Consider the following 20155-nt stretch of genomic DNA (forward strand, 5'->3'; position numbering starts at 1 on the left):
CCCCCGATAGTCGTTTGCACGGGTCTGCAGCCTGTCAGGAGACGACGAATGATATCCATGAACTCCCGGACGGCGGCCATCGCGGCCGTGGTCATCCTGGCCCCGGCGGTCACCGGCTGCGGCATCAACTCCATCCCCACCAAGGAAGAAGCCGCCAAGGCGCGCTGGGCCGACGTGCAGTCGCAGTATCAGCGGCGCTCTGACCTGATCCCGAATCTGGTCGCGACGGTGCAGGGCGCGGCGATCGCCGAACGCACCACCCTGACGCAGGTCATTCAGGCCCGGGCGGCGGCTACGGGCGTCACGGTGTCCCCCGAGACCCTGACAGACCCGGCGGCGTTCCAGCGCTATCAGGCGGCGCAAAGCCAGCTGACCGGCGCGCTGTCGCGGCTGATGCTGGTGGTCGAGCGCTATCCCGAGATCCGGTCGAACCAGAATTTCATCGCCCTGCAATCGCAGCTGGAAGGCACCGAGAACCGCATTTCGGTGGCGCGGCGCGACTACAATGAGGCGGTTCGCGACTACAACACCTCGCTGCGGACCTTCCCGACGGTGATCTGGGCCAAGACGATCCACGGAGGGTCGGAGCCGATGCAGCTGTTCACCGCGACCGAGGCGGCCCAGACGGCGCCGACGGTCAACTTCGACGCCCTGAACCCCGCCCAGCCCGGCGGAGCGGCGGCGCCCGTCGCGCCCGGTTCGGCCCCGCCCGCACAGTGAGTTCAGCCCCTTTTCGCTGGTTCGGCCGTTTGGCGGCGCTGCTGATCGCGCTGTTGGCCGGACTGTGGCTGGCGTCGGCGCCGGCCGCGACGGCCCAGACGAACGCACCGACATTTCCGGCCCTGACCGGGCGCGTCGTCGATCAGGCGCAGTTGCTGACGCCCGAGAAGGAGGCGGCGCTGACGGCGAAGCTGGAGGCGCTGGAGCGTGACACCTCGCGGCAGCTGGTCGTGGTCACGGTCCCGGGTCTGCAGGACCGGGAGATCGAGGAATACGGCTACCAGCTGGGCCGCGCCTGGGGCATCGGACAGGCGGAGCAGGACGACGGCGTCATCCTTCTGGTCGCACCGGCCGAGCGGAAGGTGCGTATCGAAGTCGGCTACGGGCTGGAAGGCGTCCTGACCGACGCCCTCTCGGCGCTGATCATCCAGAACGACATCCTGCCCTCGTTCCGCGAAGGCTATTACGAGCGCGGCATCGAGCAGGGCGTCGCGGCCATCGACACGCAGCTGCGTCTCGATCCGGAGGCGGCGCAGGCGCGGGCGGCCGCGGCGGCGCGCCCGGCGGCCAAACTGCCGGTCGGGCCGATGATCATGATCGCGGTGATCTTCTTCCTGATGTTCAGCGGCATGATCGGCGGCCTGGCGCGGGGCGGACGGCGACGTCGCGGCTCGGGTGTGGCGCCCATCCTGATCTGGGCGGCGTCGGAGGCGATGCGCAACAACGGGCGCGGGCGCGGCGGCGGCTTTGGCGGCGGCGGGTTCGGTGGTGGAGGCGGCTTCGGCGGCGGCGGCGGCAGCTTTGGCGGCGGGGGCGCATCGGGCGGATGGTGATGAAACTCACACCCGAGGCGCACGAGCGGATCGCAGCGGCCATCGCGGCGGCCGAGGCGCGCACGTCCGGTGAAATCTTCTGCGTTCTGGCCCGCCGGGTGTCGTCCTATCGCGACGTGTCGCTGGGCTGGGCTGCGGCGGCGGCGCTGATCCTGCCGCTGGGCCTGATCCCGCTTGGGTTCGAGCCGGGCTGGATTCCGGGCATGGCCGACAGCTGGGAAGCGGCCCATGTGGCGTCTCGCGACGTCTCCATCGGTCAGGCCCTCGGTGCCTATGCCGTGGTTCAGGCGGTGGTGTTCCTGGCGGTCTATCTGCTCTGCCGCGTGCCGGTCGTCACCCGGTGGATCACGCCCCGCGCCATCCGCAGGGCCCGGGTCCGGGACGCCGCTGTGCAGCAGTTTCTGGCGCACGGACTGCATGTCACGGAGGCGCGGACGGGCGTGCTGATCTTCGCCGCCCTGTCGGATCATCAGGTCGAGGTCGTCGCCGACGAGGGCATTCACGGCAAGGTCGACCAGGCGGTCTGGGGCGATGCGGCCGAGGCGCTGTCGCGCGGGCTGAAGCGCGGCGACGCCGCCGGCGGGTTCGATGCCGCCATCGGCCTGTGCGGCGAGGTGCTTGCCACGCACTTCCCGCCCCGGCCTGTGAACCCCAACGAGGTGCCGGACCGGCTGGTGGTGATCTGAAGCGTCGCCGGAACGCGCCCCCATGGGGTCGCATTCATAACGGAAATGGCCTAGCCCGACCTGCCAGAGCGTCTCGGCCCCTTTCCAGGACTTCATGCCCCGCCTGCTGACCTACAATGTGCACCGCTGCGTCGGCGTCGATCGCCGGCTGGATGTCGGGCGGGTCGCGGCGGTGATCGCCGAGCACGAGCCGGACATCGTCTGCCTGCAGGAGCTCGACGTCGGGCGCATTCGCACCGGTCTGGTGGATCAGGCCAGCGCTATCGCTCAACGGCTGTCGATGACCTTCCATTTCCACGCGGCGATGAAGGTCGAGGCCGAACAGTATGGCGACGCCATTCTGACGACGCGGCCGGAGCGGCTGGTGAAGTCGGGGGCGCTGCCCACCATCCGGGGCGTACCGGGACTGGAGCCGCGCGGGGCCCTGTGGGCGGCCATCGAGTTCGAGGGCGCAACCCTGAACGTGATCAACACCCATCTGGGGCTGGTGCCACGCGAGCAGCGCCTGCAGGCCGCAGCCCTGCTGGGCGAGGGCTGGCTGGCGCACCCGGACTGTGTCGGGCCGACGCTGCTGACGGGCGACTTCAACGCTACCTCGATCACGCGCCCCTATCAGGCGCTTGCGTCGCGGCTGTCGGACTGCCAGCGCGCCTTGGGACTACGGCCCTCGGTCAAGACCTTCCCGTCCAGCTTCCCGGCGATCCGCATCGACCACTGCTTCACCAGCCCGGAGATCTTGGTCACCGGGGTGTCGGCGCCCTTCTCTCCCCTCGCCCGGATGGCGTCGGATCACCTGCCCCTGATCGTGGACTTCGAGTTCAGGCGCTGAATTTCGGCAGCTTGCGCTGTGACCGGGTGCGCCGTTTCCACGGGCGGAAGGCGTCGTGCGGAGACACGGGGTCGCCCAGCTGGAATTCGGCGATGAACCGCTCTGTGGCCGAAGGCGGCTCCGCACCCAGGGCTTGCATGCGGCCTGTGTCGAACCTCTGGATCGCCTCGCCGACCGAACCGACCAAGGCCTCAGCCGCGGCGAACTCGTCGGCGCTTTCGCCGATCCAGTGACCGATGGTGCGATGGCGGAAGCGCTTGATGGCCGCGCGCCCTTCGTCCGTCGGCGGCGCGGCGGCAATGTCGCATTCGGTATCGAAGCCGAACGAGCGGTTGTTCAGATTGGTCGAGCCGATGCGGATGATCTCGTCGTCGTAGATCGAGACCTTGGCGTGGACGATGATCCGCTCGCCGCCCTTCGTATGCGGGGCGAAGGCGAAGAAGCGGTTGTTGACGTCTGCCTGCTCCAGCCGGAACAGGACCTCGGATCGGGCGGTGTCCATGGTGATCTGGTCGAACCAGCTGGGACTGGCGCCGGTGGAGACCAGCACGACCTCGGGCGAGTCCGCCTGCGACAGCCGTTCGGCCAGGGCCGCGGCGATCTTGGGCGAGGTGAAATACTGGTTCTCGAGATAGATCAGCCGGCGGGCGCGGCGGATGGCGTCGAGGTGCAGGTGCTCGTTCTCGCGGACCTCGGCCCGCGCGCCGTGGGACGGCTCAGTGCGGGCGATAGCGACGGGGGTGTCGAACAGGTCCGGCTCGACGCCGTCAGGCCAGGGATCGTCCACGGCCTCGTCGGCGACGGTCCGTTCGGAGGTGGCGCGGTACCAGCGCTCGCGGGCCAGATCGCCGAGGGCGCGGGCGGCGGGGCCGTCCATGACGCACATCACCTCGTGCCGCGGCGACGGGATCAGACCCGAGGGCTGGCAGCGGCGCGGATCGTCGTCGAGGTGTTCGGCGGAGTCCCAGCGGTCCGTGCTGATGTCACCGCCGCCGCAGAAGGCGATGGCGTCGTCGATGATGACGGCCTTCTGGTGATGGCAGGCGCCCAGAGGCCCCGGCCGATCCAGCCGGAACTCCACGAACCGCTTGCGAAACCAGCCCTGCGCCCGGTGCGGGAAAAAGCCCTGTGAGGCGGCGATGACCAGCGGCGACTTCCAGATCAGCAGGCGGACATCCAGATCGGGCCGCGCCTTGACCATCATGCGCAGCTGATGGCCGATCTGGGCATGGTGGTCGTTCGGCAAGGTCTCGGGATCGAGGCGCGTGCGCGGGTCGAACTGCCAGCCGAGGACGACGACCGACCGTTTCGCCTTGGCCAGGGCCGAACGGAGGGCCTCGAAATAGGCGGCGTTCTCCATAAGCACGGCGAAACGGCCGGCGGTTTCGACCCGCCAGCAGTTCTGTCCCGGCGCAAACCAGGGGTCGTCTTGTTCGTTCGCCGAGAGGCTCATGCAGGCAGCCTGACCGATTCGCGTGACGGCGGCATGCGCCCGAAGCTTTACAGGACGCATCCGGCCCCGTTCCGTTCCATGCCATCTCACCCGCCGCGGATTGCTGGAACGGCGTTTTGGGCGCATAAGGCAGTGGTAGTCTTGTGGGGGAGAGATCGGCGATGCAGGCGCTGATCCAGATGATCATCGGTTTCATCGCCATGCTGGCCGCCGCGGCTCTGTCGCAGTTCGGCCTGCAGCTCGACGCCCCGCAGAAGCCGCAGCGCGAAGTTCACCGCGTGCGCGATTGCGGTGACCAGCCGGCCGGCGCCCTCATCGCCGCCGCCGAGCGGCGTCAGGACTGCTAGGCTTCCCCGGATTTGTCGGCGCTCGCCTTTGCGCGCCGCGATTGAGCCGCTAGGGTTCCGCCGGGTCGCGCGCCCCGGCTGCGCGACGTCGCATCCTGACGAGATCGCCGCCTTATGAAGTCGCCCCGCAATCGGCCGCCGCTGAATCTGACCGACCCCGAACCGGAGGCGGCGCTCGCCGAATTCGAGGCCGTTCCCGAGATGCCGCCGGAGCCGGCGGAACTGGCTCCGTCTCACGAGGCGGTGACCGAGCGGCCGATGTCGGAGCGCCGCCGCCGGCGTCTGGCCGAAGAGCGTCGTCAGGCCGAGCAGCGGGCCGCAGAGGCCTCGGCACGCACGGAGGCTGCGCAGGCACCGATGGCGATGCCGGAAATGGCGCAGTCGGCGGAGGCGCCGCCCGTGGCCTATGAGCCGCCGCCCGCCCCTGCCCCGCTGCGACGACAGGCCGAACCGGTCCCGTCCGGGCGGCACGCCTATCTGCTGGCGGGCGTGTCTGCGGCGCTGTGGATTGGCGGCGTGGCGGCTTGGCTGGCCTATGAAGTCGGGTCGGGCGCGGCGGAGCTGGAGCCGCTGCGACTGGCCGTCTATGCCCTGATCGCCCTCGCGCCCGCGGGTCTGGCGATCATGCTGGCCCATGCGGTGCGGCAGGGCGCGGGTCTCGCGGCCGAGACGCGGCGCGCGCGGAGTCTGTCCGAGGCGCTGATCGCGCCGACGGCGCTGGCGGCGCAGCAGACCGGCGAGGTGCTGCATTCGCTGCGCAACGACATCGATCAGGCCTCTCTGGCCGCCGAGCGGGCGCGGCACGACATGACCCTGCTGCGCGAGGCGCTGGCGCAGGAGACCACCCGGCTGAACGAGGCCGCCGAGACGGCCGGACGCACCGCCCGGCGGCTGGCGGAACAGCTGGGTCAGGAACGAGACCAGATGCAGACGCTGGGCGTCCAGCTCGACAGCCAGGCCACGGGCGTGATCGACGCCGTCGAACGGCAGTCGCGGATGGTGGTGGATGCGTCCGATCTGGCGCAGACGCAGCTGCGCGAGGCCGAGGCGGCGCTGGCCGCCCGCGCCGCCGATCTGGCCGCCGCCGCCGGCGAGGCGCAGGACGCCGCGCGCGTGGCCGCCGACGATCTGGCGCGGCAGACGCTGCGGCTGGAGAACGCCGGCTCCGGCGTGGCGGAGCAGATCCAGTCGGTCGAGGAAGGTCTGGGACAGCAGCGCGCGGCGCTGGTGACCGCCGCCTACGCCCTGCGCACCGATCAGGAGGATTTCTCGGCCCAGGTCGAGAGCCAGCGGGCGCAGCTGACGGAGCAACTGTCCGCGACCCGCGCCGTCACGGACGAGCTCGGACAGACTTCGGTGCGAACGACGGAAAGCATCAAGGATCTGGTCGAGGCGGCGACGGACCAGTTCCGGGCGCTGGTCGAGATGTCCCAGCGCGAGGCGGACGGCTTCGACAACGCCACCAAGCTGGCGCTGGACAAGTTCGAGGCGCTGGCGGCCGAGGCGCGGGACGCTCTGGTCGAGGAGACCCGGCGGGCGCTGGCGGCGCTGCAGGCCACGGCCGAGGACTCTCGTCTGGCCGCCGAGGACGCCGCAGCGCAGGCGCAGGTGCGCGCCGACCGGCTGGGCGAGGCCCTGTTCGATGCCGCGCAGAAGGCCGATCAGGCCGCGGACGCCCGGGTGGACAGCGCCCGCAGGATCGTCGCCGAGACCAGCGGACTGGTCGACGAGGCCGGGCAGCATGCGCTGGAACGGCTGGAGGCCACGGTCGAACGGATGAACACCGCCCTCGCCCATGTCGAAGAGGCCATGGGCGAACTGGACGAACGCGCCGCAAGGCTGCCGGAAGAGGCGCAGAAGCGGGTCGAGGCCGTGCGGGCGACGGTCGAGGAAGGGCTGGCGGCCCTGTCCGCCGCCTCGCAGAAGGCCGCCGCCGACACGGAGGCGCTGGACGCCGGCTTCCAGGAGCGGGTGCGGCGCAACTACGATATGCTGACGGAGGCTGTCCGGCCGATGGGCGTGGTGTCCGGCGACAGCCCGACCACGCGCCGCCGCGAGGCCGCGCCGCTGGCGCCGGCTGCGGAGACGGAGACGCAACGGGCGCGACCCGAGCGGACAGAGGAGCCGCGGGGCTTTGGCCTGCGCGGGCGGCTCAAGCTGGAGCCGATGGCCGGGGCCGTGCCGCCGAACCAGCCGGAGAAGGACCGGCTGGGCTGGAGCGACCTGGTGGACGAGGGGAACGTCGGCGAGCCGCCGCTGGATCTGGACACGCCGGTCATGCCGGTCGTCGACGGAGACGCGCTGGGCGAACGGATCACCGCCGCCATTCGCCGGATGGGGGTCGACCCCAACGCCCTGCTGCCCCGCTCGCGGGTCGAGGAGGCGGCGCAGGCGGTGGCCGGGGGCGATCCCGACCGGGCCCGCCAGATCGTGCGGCGGGTCGCGCCGGCGGCGGTGCGCAGCGTCTCGCGCCGGGTCTTGACCGACGCCGACCTGCGCGCCGACGCCGAGGCCTATGTGCGCAGCTTCTCCCGGGACCTGTCGGGGCGGGCGGCGGCGGGCGACGGGCCGGGCGTGCTGGGGCGGCTGACCTCGGACGGCGGGCGGGCCTTCATGCTGCTGGACGCGGCGATCGGCGACCTGTCCTGACGGCTCAGACCGGCCGGGCGTTCAGTCTGCGGCGGAGCGGTGTGGCGGCGAGCAGTCCCGCGACCGCCATCGCCGCCATGGCCCAGTAGCCGCCCGCGCCGAAGCGGTCGTAGAGCGAGCCTGACGCGGCGGTGGCCAGTCCGATCAGGAGGCCAGCGGACAGGACGGAGCTGAGGGTCTGTGCGGCCGTGTGATTGTCCGGGGGTGAGAGCCGTTCGACGATCTGAACCCCGGCGAGGAAGGTGGCGGCGAAGGTCAGGCCATGCAGTGCCTGCAGGGGCCAGAGCAGCCACAGCGGCGGGGCGAAGGCCATGGCGCTCCAGCGCAGGACGGCGGCTCCCGAACCGACCATCAGCAGGCTCCACGGGCCGATGCCGACGCGGCGTCGCCACGGCTCGAACAGCCACATCAGGCCGATCTCGACGATCACGCCGAAAGCCCAGAGCCAGCCGGTCACGGCCTCGCTTATCCCCTGACTTTTCCACAGGATGGCCGAGAAGGCGTACTGGAAGGCGTGGGCGGCCTGGACGGCGCCGATGGCGAAGATGGCGAGCATGAAGACAGGGTCGGCCACGAGGCGGCCCAGGCCCCGGAAGCGTTCGAGCCCCGCGACGGGCGCACCCTCGGCGACAGGCTCGGGTGGAAGGACGAAGGCGGCGATGGCTGCAAGCCCGAGCGAGGCGGCGCACAGCCAGACGATCACCGCGTCAGAGGGCCAGTGCAGCAGCAGGGCTCCCATGCCGATATTGGCGACCACGAAGGCCGCGGAGCCCGCGCCGCGCGGCAGGGAGAAGCTGAAGCCGAGGCGGCCGGCCAGTCTGAGGGTCATGACGTCTGTCAGGGGCACCAGCACGCCCATGGCGGTGGCGCCGATGAACCAGCCGATGGCGCGCACCGCATAGAGGTCCGACAGCCCCGCCAGCCCGTAGCCCGCGGCCATCGTCAGCCCCATCAGGGCAATGGGCGTCCGGCGGAGGCGGAAGCCGTCCGCCCAGACCGCCAGCAGGGGCCCGGTGATCACCCGGGCCAGCATCGGCGCGGCCAGCAGGGTTCCGATCTGGGCTCCGCTCAACCCCTGCGAGCGCATCCACAGCCCTGCAAACGGAAGAGACACGCCAGTGGCGCCGAAGAGCAACACATACTGCAAAGCCATGCGTCGGGCGGCGGTCATCCGGGGCGAATAGCAGACGCGCGGGATTCTGTCGGCTAGCGTCCGCATCATGACAGTCGATCGCAGTCTTGTGGTGTTCGCGGCGCTGAACGGCGCCATGGCCGTGACGCTGGGGGCTTTCGCCGCCCACGGCGCAGGTCCGCAGATCAAGCAACTGCTGACCACGGGCGCCCATTACCAGCTGGCGCACGCCATCGTCGCCCTGATCTGCGCCGTCTGGCCGGCGAGGAACCGCCTGATCGTCATCGCCGGCTGGCTGGCGGCGGCGGGCGGCCTGATCTTCGCTCTGGCGCTGTCGGCCATCGCCCTGCTGAGCCTGCCCGCCATGGGGGCTGTCGCCCCGGTGGGCGGCCTGATGATGATCGTGGCTTGGCTTTTGATCGCCATTGCCGCATTGCGGACACAAGCCGCCAACGCCTGACAGCCACGAAACGAGACCGAGTACACGTATGGCCTTTCCCGTGCCCGAAACGCCGCGTCGCGACCTCTTCCCCGAGATCGAACCGTACGCCACAGGCTTCATGCCCACCGACGGCGTGCACGAGATCTATTACGAGGAATGCGGCAACCCGCAGGGGCTGCCGGTCGTCGTGCTGCACGGCGGTCCGGGCGGCGCAGTCAATCCGGGCATGCGGCGCTATTTCGATCCGTCGAAATTCAGGATCGTCCTGTTCGACCAGCGCGGCTGCGGCAAGAGCCGGCCGAACGCCTCGCTGGAAGACAATACCACCTGGACGCTGATCGAGGACATCGAGCGGCTGCGCGAGCTGCTCGGCATCGAAAAGTGGGTGGTGTTCGGCGGCAGCTGGGGTTCGACCCTGTCGATGGCCTATGCGATCACCCATCCCGAGAGGGCGGCGGCGCTGGTGCTGCGCGGCATCTTCCTGCTGACCAAGCCTGAGCTCCACTGGTTCTATCAGGACGGAGCCTCGAACCTGTTCCCGGACGCTTGGGAGCGGTTCGTCGCGCCGATCCCGGAGAACGAGCGACACGACCTGATGGGCGCCTACTACAAGCGGCTGATCGGCGACGATCAGGCCGAGCGGGAACGCTGCGCCGTGGCATGGTCCAGCTGGGAGGGCGAAACTGTCAGCGTCGAAGGCCCGGACGCGCGGCCTGACAAATTCGCCGAACCGGATTTCGCGGTCGCCTTCGCCCGGATCGAGAACTGGTATTTCACCAACGGCGGCTTCTTCCCCGAGGAAGGCTGGCTGCTGAAGAACATCGGCCGCATCCGGCACATCCCCTGCTGGATCGCGCAGGGCCGGTTCGACGTGGTGACGCCGATGTCAGGCGCATGGGCGCTGCACCGGGCCTGGCCGGAGGCGAAGCTGGATGTCGTCCCCGACGCCGGCCACGCCTCGACCGAGCCGGGCATCATCGACAGCCTGGTCCGGGCGACGGATTGGGCGGCTTCACTTTAGGTCATTTCGGATTGGTCTTCTCGACCATCTCGGACAGCTGGAAGCCGATACGGCGCGCGGGACGTTCCTCGGGCTTGGTCCGGACATCGAGGAAGACGTTGATCTGGGCGTAGTGCTGGATCAGGCGGACCGGTTTGCCGTCGGCATTCTTGCCCAGAAACATGATGAAGTCCGGGCCCCAAAAGCCGACGTCGTCGATCGACATGGTTCCGTCTCCGGGCAGGCCGACGATGCGGGCGCCGACCTCCTCGTCGTGGTTGAGACCCTTCTCGAAATCCTCGATCAGCTTCGAGAGGCGGACGAAGGCCCATTCGGCCGGGTTTTCACGCATCCGCACGCCATCAGTCAGGGCCGCGGTCTGCTCGGCTGTGGCGGCCGGAAGGACCGGCTCGGGACAGGGCGCGTCACCACAGTCGGAGACGAACAGGGGCGTGGCGGCGGCGGAATCGGCTTTGGCTTTGGTCATGACCCGAGCCTAACGCGCGAACCCGCCGATCAGAACAGGCCGTGGCCCTTGGGCAGTTCGGCGTAGCGGTGGACGCGCGTGGCCAGCACCATGCCGAAGCCGATCATCACCGTCAGCATGACCGTGCCGCCATAGGACAACAGCGGCATCGGCACGCCCACGACCGGCGCCAAACCCATGACCATGGCCCCATTGATCAGGACGTAGAGGGCGAAGGTCGCCGTCATGCCCGCGGCGCCGAGGCGGCCGAAATGGCTGTGCGACAGCGAGGCGATGCGCAGGGCGATCAGGATGATGGCGATGTAGCAGGCCAGAACGGTGAAGGAGCCGACGAAGCCGAACTCCTCCGACACGGCCGCGAAGATGAAGTCGGTGTGCTTCTCGGGCAGAAATTCGAGCTGGCTCTGGCTGCCGAGCCCGTAGCCCTTGCCCAGCAGGCCGCCGGAGCCAAGCGCGATCTTGGACTGCATGATGTGGTAGCCGGTGCCGGACGGATCGGCCTCCGGATTGAGGAAGGTCAGGATCCGGTTGCGCTGGTAGTCGTGCATCCCGAACATGATGTAGGGCGGGACGGTGACGGCGCCGAGCACGCCGCAGGCGCCGATGATCTTCCAGCTCAGGCCCGCCATGAACATGATGGCCGCTCCCGTCAGACCGATCAGCATGGCCGAGCCGAGGTCGGGCTGGTGCGCGACCAGCAGGAAGGGCACGCCGATCATCAGGGCGGGAACAATCAGCTTCCAGTGGAAGCTGGCCTCGCGGGCGGTGGAGCCGTGGTACCAGCGCGCCAGAGCCAGGACGAGGCCGATCTTCATGATCTCGGACGGCTGGATCTTCGTGACGCCGAGGTCCAGCCAGCGCGTTGCGCCCATCGCCGTGTAGCCGAACAGCTCGACGCAAACGAGCAGGAACAGCGCCAGCCCATAGAGCGGCCAGGCCACCCGGAACCACCATTTCAGGTGGATCAACGACAAGCAAAGCATGGCGATCAGCAGGACGCCGAAGCGGATCAGGTGGTTGGCCGCCCAGGGCGTCCAGCTGCCCTTGGCCACCGAATAGAGCATCAGGCCGCCGACCCCGGCGACGACGCACAGCAGGGCCGTGAAGCGCCAGTCGATCTGGGTCAGCTTTACCGTGAGGCGCTCGCGCTCGCCGGGCCGGGTCAGGGCGGAAGCGGTCATCGGCGCGGCTCCGACAGATAGGGGCGCGGGCCTGTGGAGGCCGTAGGCGCGGAAGGCGCGGCGGGCCGGGCCGCCGGAGCGGGAGCAAGGCCGTCGGGGTCGTCCGGGGCCGCGCCGAAGCTGTCTTCGGTGACGTCCGGGCCCTCGGGAGCGGGCGGAAGCGGACGCTGGATGCGCTCCAGCATTTCCGGATCCTTGAGCAGGGTGGTGCGCATGATCTCGCGGGCGCGCGGAGCTGCCGCGGTGGCGCCGCCCTTGCCGCCGTGTTCGATGATGACGGCGACGGCGTAGCGCGGCTCATCCACCGGGGCGAAGGCGACGAACAGATTGTGGTCCTTCAGCGCCCAGACGTTGCTCTTGCGCGAGCCGGTTCCATAGCTGCGGACCTGCGCCGTACCGGTCTTGCCGGCCATCTGGATGTCGCCGAGGCCTAGCTGGCTCTGGCGATAGGCGCCGCCGCTGACGTCGTTGGCCACGGCCACCATGCCCTGACGGACGATCTCGAGATGCTCGCGGGAGAACGGCAGGTCGGGCACATCGGCGCCGCTGGGCTGGTTCACTCCGCCGACAGATTTGACCAGCCGGGGCACGATCGCCTTGCGGGCGTTGGCGAAGCGGGAGGTCATCACCGCCAACTGAAGGGCGGTGACGTTGACGTCGCCCTGCCCGATCGCGACCGACAGGGTTTCGCCGGGGAACCACACCCGCGACTCCGGATTCGGATTGCGCTTGTTGTAGTTGGCCTTCCATGCCCGGCTGGGAATGGTGCCGGCCTTCTGGTTGCTGACCCCGATGTCGTAGGTCTGCATGAAGCCGATCTTCTTCGCGACGTCCTGAATCTTGTCGACGCCGGCGCGGTTGCACATGTGGTAGAAGTACACGTCGCACGAGTTCTTGATCGCGTCGTGCATCGTCTGCGGCCCGTGGCCGCCGTGATCCCAGCAGCGGAAGACCCGGTTGCCGAAGCGGTAGCCGCCGGTGCAGACCACCCGCTCGGTCGGATTGACGCCCGCCTCCAGCAGCGCCAGCGCGGTCGTCAGCTTGAAGGTCGAGCCCGGGTGGAAGACACCGTTGATGGTCTTGTCCAGCAGCGGCTTGCGCTCGTAGTCGGCCAGGGCTCGATAGACGGTGGACGGCACCCCGCCGACGAACAGGTTCGGATCGAACGATGGCGCGGACATCATGCACAGGATGTCGCCGTTGCGGACGTCCATGACGACGCAGCCGCCGGACTCTTCGCCATAGACCTCGAGCGCGCGGTTCTGCACGTCCGCGTCGAGGGTCAGCACGATGTCCTTGCCGGGCACGGCCGGCCGGGAGCCGCCAATGTCCTCGGCGACCACCCTGCCCCGCGCGTCGACCTCGACCCGGTTGCCGCCGGCCTCGCCGCGCAGGTCGGCGTCGAAGGCCTTCTCCACACCCTGACGGCCGATGCGGAAGCCCGGGTTGTAGAGGATTTCGGGGACCTTCTCGCCGCGCTCCTCGATCGCCTTGATGTCCCGGTCATTGGGTTTGGCGACGTAGCCGATGACGTGGGCGAAGGCGCCGCCGAACGGATAGAAGCGCGCCTCGTTCATGTCGGCCATCACGCCGGGCAGCTCGTTGGCGTAGAGATTGACCTTGGCGAACTCCTCCCAGGTCAGGTCGCTCTTGACCGGCACGGGGCTGAAGCGCGGCGCGGCGTTGACGTCGCGGATGATCGAGCGGCGGCGCTCCAGCGTATCCGGCAGGAGGCGGCCCAGCAGGTCGAGCGTCTGGTCCAGATCCTTGGTCTCGTCGCGGACGACGAGCACGCGGAAGCTGGGCCGGTTCCCGGCGATGACGACGCCGTTCCGGTCCTTGATCTCGCCGCGCGGCGGGGGCACGAGGCGGAAGTTGAACTGGTTGTTCGACGCCATGGTGGCATATTCGCCGGCCTGGAAGACCTGCAGCTGGGCCAGACGGCCGGTCAGGGCGACGCCGGCAAGGGTCGTCAGACCGCCCAGCACGAAGGTCCGCCGCAGGAAAGAGCCTTGCCGCTCGTTGGCGTCGGCGAAGAAGATGGAGGGCTCCGAGCTCATCCTCCTTCGCTCCCGGCGGGAGCTTCGGAGGACCGCATCCTCGAACCGGGCAGAACCCGTCCTGCGTAGCCTTGGCGGAGCAGGATCATCGGAACCTCACATCGCCGTCCTCGAACCGCTCAATGAGCCGGTGCGCGAACGGGAACAGCAGCAGGGTCGGGACGATCTGGAGCAGCAGCGGGATCAGGCTGGCCGGTGTCGGCGTGATCGCCGCCATGACCAGATAGGCCAGGACGAAGGCGAGCAGGCAGCAGGCGGCGTACCAGACGAACAGCACCGCGGTGTCCTGACCGGCGAGGAAGCTGCGCGAGGCCAGGACGACGCTGTAGATGACCAGAAATGTCAGGCCCCAGAGGCCGAGCGGCCCATAGGTCAGGATGTCGAGCAGCAGGCCGAGGACGGCCAGCACGACAGGCGCGAGGATCGAGGGGCGGATCAGCGGCCAGGCGAAGGCCAGCACCATCGGGATCACGGGCTCCGGCAGATGCAGGCCCAGAAGCTCGACCGGCGTCTGCAGGACGATGGCGGCCGCGACGGTGATCAGCGCCGGATAGACGATCCACTGCATCGGCCCGACGACGCGGACCGCGACGGGGCGTCTCATTCCGCGTCTCCCGGCGCGGGGGCCGCGGGTTGCGCCGGCGGCTGGGCCGCGGGCCGCGCGGCCGCGGGGGCAGGCGTTGCCGGGCGCGGTGCGGGCGGCGGTGACGCGGCCTCGCGGCGGGCGGCGGAATCGGAGATGGCGGCGGCCTGGGCGGGCGTCGCCTCGGCCACCGTGCCCAGGGCGGCCAGCGGCGGCGCATTGAGGGCGTCAGGGCTGATCAGCTGGCCGAAGTCCTCGAACAGCATGATGCGGACGTAGTCGATGGCGCCACGGTCGCTGAACAGCTTGACCCGCCATGAGCCGTCGATGCCCTTGGCGGCCACCCCGATCGGCACGCCACGCGGGAAGCCGCCGCCGTCGCCGGAGGACAGGATGCGGTCGCCCGCCTGCACCGATCCGGCCCCGCGCACGAACTCCAGCCGGGGATTGCCCGAGCCGTCGCCGGTCAGCAGGGCGCGGGCATCGGTGCGGTCGACCAGCACCGGGGTGCGGCTGGCGACGTCGGTCAGCAGCAGCATCCGGCTGATGTTCGGAGACGTGCCGACGATGCGGCCCACGAGGCCGTGCTCATTGATGACCGGATTACCGACCTTGATGCCCCGCGACGCGCCGACGTCCAGCAGGCGGGCGTTGGAGAAGGGGCCGCGGGTGTCGGAGATTGACCGGGCCGTGCGCATCTCGACCGGCGGCTCGGGCCGGATGCCGAGCATGGCCTCGTAGCGGGCGTTGACGTTCTTCAGGGCGATCGCCTGGTCGCGCCACGGCTGCAGTTCGGCCAGCTCGGTACGGAGCCGGCGGTTCTCGGACACGGCGAAGAAATAGCCGCCGACGTAATCCGTCATGTGACCGAACCACCGCACGGGCGCGGCGAAGACGCCGCCGACCGGACCGGAGACGCTTTCGACGCCGGCGCGGACGGGCTGGTAGGGGGAGTTCTGGGCCCGGGCGTCGCTGATCAGCAGGAGCACGCAGCCGATGGCGGCGATCACGACCGTGACCGCCGCGGTCCAGACCAGCGGCACCTTGATGTTTTCGAACGGTCCGTCGCGAAACGCCACGGCGCGCCTTCCTCAGAAAAAGGGAATCAGCGGGACGCCCCCCGCCGATGTGCCGAGCCTATCGCAAAATCCACGCCGTTTGGAAACCGCCGCAACGCCCGCAATGACAGGGATTTGAGGCGGAGGTTCGACCCGTACCCTAGAGGGCGGAGTCGAGGACGCCCTTCATCCACCGCGGGTGCTCGAGCACGCGGCCGCAGCCGATGGCCACGCACGACAGCGGATCGTCGGCGACCGAGACCGGCAGGCCGGTGTGGTCGCGGATCTCGGCGTCCAGACCGCGCAGCAGCGCGCCGCCGCCGGTCAGCATGATGCCCTTGTCGGCGATATCGGCCGCCAGTTCCGGCGGAGTGGCTTCCAGCGCGACCTTCACGGCCTCGACGATCTGGGTGACCGGCTCGGCCAGGGCTTCGGCGGCCTGACGCTCGGAGATGCGGACTTCGCGGGGCACGCCCTGCATCAGGTCGCGGCCCTTGACGTCGATCGACAGGCCTTCGCCGTCGGCCGGGATACGGGCCGTGCCGATGTCCTTCTTGATCCGCTCGGCGGTGGTTTCGCCGATCAGAAGGTTATGGTTGCGGCGCATGTACGAGATGATCGCCTCGTCCATCTTGTCGCCGCCGACGCGGACCGAGCGCGAATAGACGATGCCCGACAGGGACAGGACAGCCACCTCGGTGGTGCCGCCGCCGATGTCGACGACCATGGAGCCGGTCGGCTCGTGGATCGGCAGTCCGGCGCCGATCGCGGCGGCCATCGGCTCGTCGATCAGGCCCACGCGGCGGGCCGAGGCGTTGAGGCAGGAGTCGTTGATGGCGCGGCGCTCAACGGCGGTGGCGCCCGACGGCACGCACACGATCACCTTGGGGTTCACGAAGCCCTTGCGGTTATGAACCTTGCGGATGAAGTGCTTGATCATCTCTTCGGCGACTTCGAAGTCGGCGATGACCCCGTCGCGCATGGGACGGATGGCTTCCATGTGACCCGGGGTGCGGCCGAGCATCTGCTTGGCCTCTATGCCCACGGCGTGAACGATCTTGCGGCCGCCGACGTTGCGCAGCGCCACGACGGACGGCTCGTTCAGCACGATGCCCTTGCCCTTCATGTAGATCAGGGTGTTGGCGGTGCCGAGGTCGATGGCGATGTCGTTGGAGATCGCGCCGAAAATGCTGTTGAACATGGAGCCGGGATACCGTTCGTTCGGGCCTGGAATAGGGCGTTGGCAGTCTCGATCCGCTTCGGCGACGCCCCGGCCGCGCGCATCCCCATCCGCGCCGCCTCCTGATCGTTATCGCCTGACCGACCGAAGGCCCGTTTGCCCTTGTGCGGGGGGGATTACAAGCCCCATGCCGCCTATCCGACGCGCCCGGCGCGGCTGCGCCCACCTTGGCCGTTCACGTTCGCGTCAGCCAAGCTTCAGTCCGGCAACCCGGCCGCACGCTCGCGCCGTTTGACCAGTTCGCGGACGCCCAGCATCAGCCCCAGCCAGACCACCGCGACCCCCGCCAGAATCAGCGAGGTCCACACCCCGTCGCCGCTGACCGCCGACACCACCGCGCCGCCGAAAAAGGCCACCAGGGCTGTCTTGGGCAGGACCCCAAGCGCGCAGCCCAGCAGATAGGCGGTGAAGGAGGCGCGGGTGGCCCCAAAGGCCATGTTGACGACGATGAAGGGCGCCGAGGGCACGTTCCGGATCATGAAGCTGGCGTAGAAGGCGTTCTTGCCGACGAACCCCTTCAGCCGAGTCAGGGTCCGGCCGCCGAAGCGGTCGAGGAGCCGGGCCGTCGGTCCCCGGCCCAGCCAATAGGTCACCCCCGCGGAGACCACAGTGGCCGCCCAGCTGTAGAGAAAGCCGAACCAAGGCCCGAAGGCGACGACGCAGGCGGCGATCAGGATGAACTGCGGCGCGCCGATGAAGGCGGCGACGATGAACAGCACCACGGTCGCCGCGAACGCCCACGGACTGCCGGCGTAGCCCTGCAGCCAGGCCTCGAGCTTCTCCTCGGCGGCGAGGCCGAACTGGCTCTTGCCGACCATCAGCAGGGCGACGGTGGCGCCCAGCAGCAGCGCCGTCGCCAACGCGGCCCGCCAGCGGCGGCCTTCCATGTTGAGGACGAAATCGAGAAGGCGGCGCATGGTTCTCGCGTTAGCATCCTGAACGGGCGTCGGCGAGCCGGTGAGAGCGCTCCCCTGCCACCCCCTCATCCAGCAAGCGTCGCCGCGCGTATGCAGCCAAAACCAACCGGAGACGACCATGACCCAGGCCATCGCCTTCGCGACCGTGCTCATCATCTTCAGCGTGATCGACACCCTGTGGCTGGGTTCGATGGGCGACCGGGTCTATCGGCCGCTGATCGGAGAAGTGCTGGCCGACAAGTTCCGGCTGGTCCCGGCGATCGCCTTCTACAGCCTGTACGCACTCGGCCTGACCCTGTTCGCGGTGCTGCCGGGCCTGAAGACCGGAGACTGGAAGACGGCGCTGGTCTGGGGCGCCCTGTTCGGCCTGTTCGCCTACGGGACCTACGATCTGACCAACTATGCGACGCTGAAGACGTGGGGCCTGAAGATCACCCTGCTGGACATGGGTTGGGGCGTGGTGGTCAGCGGCGTGTCGTCGGCCGCAGCCTGTGCGGTGGCCTTGCGGCTGTTCAAGGCTTTGGGGCTGGCAGCCTAAGCTTTCGGCGGGCGCGGAAAGAAGACGCTCGTGCGTTCGGCGTAGCGCGCGAAAGCCTCCGGCCGGCTGCGGCGCATATGCTCCTCGAGCGGCGGAATGCCCGAAACCCGGGTCAGCAGCCAGTAGATGTAGGCCGGCCCGACGAGCGACAGCCAGCCCCAGGGATGCTCGCCGGAAAGATCGATCGCCAATACCGGCCAGGCACACCAGCCCAGCCATTCGAAGAAATAGTTGGGGTGCCGAGACCACGACCAGAGGCCGCGGTCCATGACCTGATCGTGTGTGGTGGCTGGGTCGGCGCGGAAGGCGGCGAGTTGGCGATCCGCAATCCCGGCCCCGATGACCGCCGCCACCAGCACAGCCGCGCCGAGGGCGTCATGCAGGCCAAGCGCTCCTTCGCGATTATGCGCCGCCAGCAGGACAGGCAGGACCAGCACAGCCGCTGCGCCGGCCTGAAGCTGGAGGAAGCCGAACAGCCGGAGCTGGAAGGCGTCGCCCCAGTCGGAGCGCAGCCGGGCGTAGCGGGCGTCCTCTGGACCCGACAGGGACCGTCCGGCGATATGGGAGCCGAGGCGCACGCCCCAGAGGGCGATCAGCCCCGCCGCGAGCCATTGCCGCGCGTCGGGCGCTCCACTGACCGGGTACAGGGCCGCCCCCGCGCCGGCCGCGCACAGGCCGAAAGACCAAAAGACGTCGGCCCAACCACCCTGCCCCGTCGCCCGCTGCACCGCCCAGGCCGCCGCCATGACAGCGCACAGGAATAGCGCTGCAAGCGCCCAGGGCGCCAGCAGCGGGATCACAGCCGAACGAACGGCTGCAGCAGGCGGCCGATCCAGCCGTCGAGCCTGATCTGGCCGTCGAGGGCGACGACACAGAGGCAGGGCTCGGCAGAGACCGTCCGCGGCCGGTGGTGCACCTCGCCGTCGGCCTCCTCGAAGTCGCCGGGGCCGAAGACGCCTTCGTCGGTTTCGTAGGCGCCGGACAGGACGCAGGTCAGTTCGACGCCGGCATGGGTGTGGACCGGCGTGGTGCGGCCCGGGCCGATGCTCAGCAGGATGACGCGGCAGTCGCCGTGGCGGGGCGCCAGCACGTCGCGGACCCGCATGTCGGGGCCGATCCGGCGCCACGGGCCGAGCGCATAGCGGCGCAGCGGCTCGGGCAGCCCGGTCATGTCATTGGCCGGTTCGGGCGGAGCGAGATCCTCCGGCGATGTCGACAGCCGCGCGAGCGTCCGCGCCAGCAGGTCATCGGCCACCGGCGCGGGGTCGATCGTCTCCAGCACCTCGCCGCCGACGGACTGGAGGCCGTTGACCCAACTGGCCGCACGGGGCCGCATGGCCAGATGGGCCGCCACCACGACGGATTCGGGCAGGTTCAGCGTGCCGGCCGCGTAGGCCAGAAGACGTTCTTCGGACGGTTGGCGAAGGGCGGTCATGAGTGTTCCCCGACAGGCTGATCGAGCAGAGACCTGAGCTTGATCATCGCGTTTCGTATCCTCGACTTTACGGTTCCCAAGGGGAGCGCCAGCGACTGCGCCACCTCGGCGTGGGTGAGATCCTGGAAGAAGGCCAGCTGGATCACTTCGATCTGGTCCGGCTTGAGGTTCCGGAGGGCGGACCGCACGCGGGTCTCGTCCTCCCGGGTCTGGAAGAGATCGTCCGGACGTTCCGGTTCGATCTCGCCCAGGTTCAGTTCCGGCGCCGGCAGGACGCGGCCATCGCGGCGCATCACATCGATCCGGCGGTTCCGGGCGATGGTGAAGATCCAGGTCGCAGCCCGCGCCCGCGCCGGATCGAACAGTTCCGCCTTGCGCCACACCGTCAGCATGGCGTCCTGGGCAAAGTCATCGGCGGCAGCCGGGGGCGCTCCCGACCGCATCAAATAGGCCTTCAGCCGCGGCGCGAAATGGTCGAACAAGGCCGCGAACGCCTCGCGGTCACGGGTCCGCGCGACCGCCTGAATCAGACGATCGTGGTCCGTTTCACCGTTCATGGCGCCCG

21 protein-coding genes are annotated in these 20155 nt (G+C 69.5%); 9 read left to right on the forward strand and 12 right to left on the reverse strand.

Annotation, left to right across the window (positions count from 1 at the left end):
• Window positions 1-48 precede the first annotated feature (48 nt).
• From GGQ87_RS14065 to GGQ87_RS14080, 4 genes are all read left to right on the forward strand, one after another.
• On the forward strand, window positions 49-720 hold the full coding sequence (locus GGQ87_RS14065; RefSeq protein ID WP_168048796.1) for a LemA family protein: 672 nt from the start codon (window positions 49-51) through the stop codon (window positions 718-720).
• A gap of 29 nt (window positions 721-749) precedes the next feature.
• On the forward strand, window positions 750-1553 hold the full coding sequence (locus GGQ87_RS14070; protein ID WP_168048798.1) for a TPM domain-containing protein: 804 nt from the start codon (window positions 750-752) through the stop codon (window positions 1551-1553).
• On the forward strand, window positions 1553-2239 hold the full coding sequence (locus GGQ87_RS14075) for a TPM domain-containing protein (protein ID WP_245161615.1): 687 nt from the start codon (window positions 1553-1555) through the stop codon (window positions 2237-2239). The genes GGQ87_RS14070 and GGQ87_RS14075 overlap by 1 nt, the downstream gene beginning before the upstream one ends.
• A gap of 94 nt (window positions 2240-2333) precedes the next feature.
• A complete protein-coding gene (locus GGQ87_RS14080; RefSeq protein ID WP_168048802.1) occupies window positions 2334-3068 on the forward strand; it encodes an endonuclease/exonuclease/phosphatase family protein in 735 nt (244 codons plus the stop codon).
• Here GGQ87_RS14080 and GGQ87_RS14085 read toward each other — a convergent pair.
• On the reverse strand, window positions 3058-4521 hold the full coding sequence (locus GGQ87_RS14085) for a phospholipase D-like domain-containing protein (RefSeq protein WP_245161616.1): 1464 nt from the start codon (window positions 4519-4521) through the stop codon (window positions 3058-3060). The genes GGQ87_RS14080 and GGQ87_RS14085 overlap by 11 nt on opposite strands.
• Before the next feature lie 161 nt (window positions 4522-4682).
• On the opposite strand from GGQ87_RS14085, the gene GGQ87_RS14090 reads away from it, so the two are divergent.
• Together GGQ87_RS14090 and GGQ87_RS14095 are read left to right on the forward strand one after the other, a co-directional pair.
• Window positions 4683-4868, forward strand: a complete 186-nt coding sequence (locus GGQ87_RS14090; RefSeq protein ID WP_168048804.1) for a hypothetical protein — start codon at window positions 4683-4685, stop codon at window positions 4866-4868.
• 114 nt (window positions 4869-4982) lie between these two features.
• Window positions 4983-7517 carry a tipN gene (locus GGQ87_RS14095; RefSeq protein ID WP_168048806.1) on the forward strand — a complete coding sequence of 845 codons (2535 nt, stop codon included), beginning with the start codon at window positions 4983-4985 and terminating at the stop codon, window positions 7515-7517.
• Between the two features lie 4 nt (window positions 7518-7521).
• On the opposite strand, the gene GGQ87_RS14100 is transcribed toward GGQ87_RS14095, so the two are convergent.
• Entirely contained in the window at window positions 7522-8670 is a 1149-nt protein-coding gene (locus GGQ87_RS14100; RefSeq protein WP_342448374.1) for an MFS transporter, read from the reverse strand.
• A 67-nt stretch (window positions 8671-8737) separates the two neighbouring features.
• On the opposite strand from GGQ87_RS14100, the gene GGQ87_RS14105 reads away from it, so the two are divergent.
• Together GGQ87_RS14105 and pip are read left to right on the forward strand one after the other, a co-directional pair.
• A complete protein-coding gene (locus GGQ87_RS14105; RefSeq protein WP_168048810.1) occupies window positions 8738-9109 on the forward strand; it encodes a DUF423 domain-containing protein in 372 nt (123 codons plus the stop codon).
• A 28-nt stretch (window positions 9110-9137) separates the two neighbouring features.
• Entirely contained in the window at window positions 9138-10112 is a 975-nt protein-coding gene (gene pip / locus GGQ87_RS14110) for a prolyl aminopeptidase (RefSeq protein WP_168048812.1), read from the forward strand.
• Between the two features lies 1 nt (window position 10113).
• Here pip and GGQ87_RS14115 read toward each other — a convergent pair whose 3' ends face one another.
• The 7 genes from GGQ87_RS14115 to GGQ87_RS14145 all read right to left on the reverse strand — a co-directional run bounded on the left by GGQ87_RS14115 (window position 10114) and on the right by GGQ87_RS14145 (window position 17617).
• On the reverse strand, window positions 10114-10578 hold the full coding sequence (locus GGQ87_RS14115) for a DUF6173 family protein (protein WP_245161618.1): 465 nt from the start codon (window positions 10576-10578) through the stop codon (window positions 10114-10116).
• Between the two features lie 29 nt (window positions 10579-10607).
• Window positions 10608-11759: a rod shape-determining protein RodA gene (gene rodA, locus GGQ87_RS14120; RefSeq protein ID WP_168048814.1), complete on the reverse strand. Its 1152-nt coding sequence runs from the start codon at window positions 11757-11759 to the stop codon at window positions 10608-10610.
• Window positions 11756-13819 (reverse strand): penicillin-binding protein 2, encoded by a 2064-nt coding sequence (mrdA, locus tag GGQ87_RS14125; RefSeq protein WP_168048816.1) that lies wholly within the window; start codon window positions 13817-13819, stop codon window positions 11756-11758. Before mrdA ends, rodA begins: the two co-directional genes overlap by 4 nt.
• Before the next feature lie 85 nt (window positions 13820-13904).
• Complete coding sequence (locus tag GGQ87_RS14130; RefSeq protein ID WP_168048818.1) at window positions 13905-14423, reverse strand: hypothetical protein; 519 nt, start codon at window positions 14421-14423, stop codon at window positions 13905-13907.
• Window positions 14420-15481 carry a rod shape-determining protein MreC gene (gene mreC / locus GGQ87_RS14135; protein ID WP_168048820.1) on the reverse strand — a complete coding sequence of 354 codons (1062 nt, stop codon included), beginning with the start codon at window positions 15479-15481 and terminating at the stop codon, window positions 14420-14422. Before mreC ends, GGQ87_RS14130 begins: the two co-directional genes overlap by 4 nt.
• Window positions 15482-15620: 139 nt before the next feature.
• Window positions 15621-16661: a rod shape-determining protein gene (locus GGQ87_RS14140; protein ID WP_168048822.1), complete on the reverse strand. Its 1041-nt coding sequence runs from the start codon at window positions 16659-16661 to the stop codon at window positions 15621-15623.
• A 236-nt stretch (window positions 16662-16897) separates the two neighbouring features.
• Window positions 16898-17617 (reverse strand): TVP38/TMEM64 family protein, encoded by a 720-nt coding sequence (locus tag GGQ87_RS14145; RefSeq protein WP_168048824.1) that lies wholly within the window; start codon window positions 17615-17617, stop codon window positions 16898-16900.
• 118 nt (window positions 17618-17735) lie between these two features.
• Here GGQ87_RS14145 and GGQ87_RS14150 point away from each other — a divergent pair, with 118 nt between their 5' ends.
• Window positions 17736-18155 (forward strand): DUF2177 family protein, encoded by a 420-nt coding sequence (locus GGQ87_RS14150; protein WP_168048826.1) that lies wholly within the window; start codon window positions 17736-17738, stop codon window positions 18153-18155.
• Here the strand turns inward: GGQ87_RS14150 and GGQ87_RS14155 are convergent.
• The 3 genes from GGQ87_RS14155 to GGQ87_RS14165 are packed head-to-tail and all read right to left on the reverse strand — an operon-like array spanning window position 18152 to window position 20147.
• Window positions 18152-18901: a DUF1295 domain-containing protein gene (locus GGQ87_RS14155; protein WP_168048828.1), complete on the reverse strand. Its 750-nt coding sequence runs from the start codon at window positions 18899-18901 to the stop codon at window positions 18152-18154. The two genes, GGQ87_RS14150 and GGQ87_RS14155, sit on opposite strands and share 4 nt — an antisense overlap.
• A 50-nt stretch (window positions 18902-18951) precedes the next feature.
• Window positions 18952-19590 carry a cadmium/peroxide/UV radiation responsive anti-sigma factor ChrR gene (gene chrR / locus GGQ87_RS14160; RefSeq protein ID WP_168048830.1) on the reverse strand — a complete coding sequence of 213 codons (639 nt, stop codon included), beginning with the start codon at window positions 19588-19590 and terminating at the stop codon, window positions 18952-18954.
• The gene (locus tag GGQ87_RS14165; RefSeq protein ID WP_168048832.1) at window positions 19587-20147 is read right to left on the reverse strand and encodes a sigma-70 family RNA polymerase sigma factor; all 561 of its coding nucleotides are present in this window, start codon (window positions 20145-20147) and stop codon (window positions 19587-19589) included. The genes chrR and GGQ87_RS14165 overlap by 4 nt, the downstream gene beginning before the upstream one ends.
• Window positions 20148-20155: the final 8 nt, after the last annotated feature.

It is taken from the genome of Brevundimonas alba (assembly GCF_011927945.1).
Classification (GTDB): Bacteria; Pseudomonadota; Alphaproteobacteria; order Caulobacterales; family Caulobacteraceae; genus Brevundimonas; species Brevundimonas alba.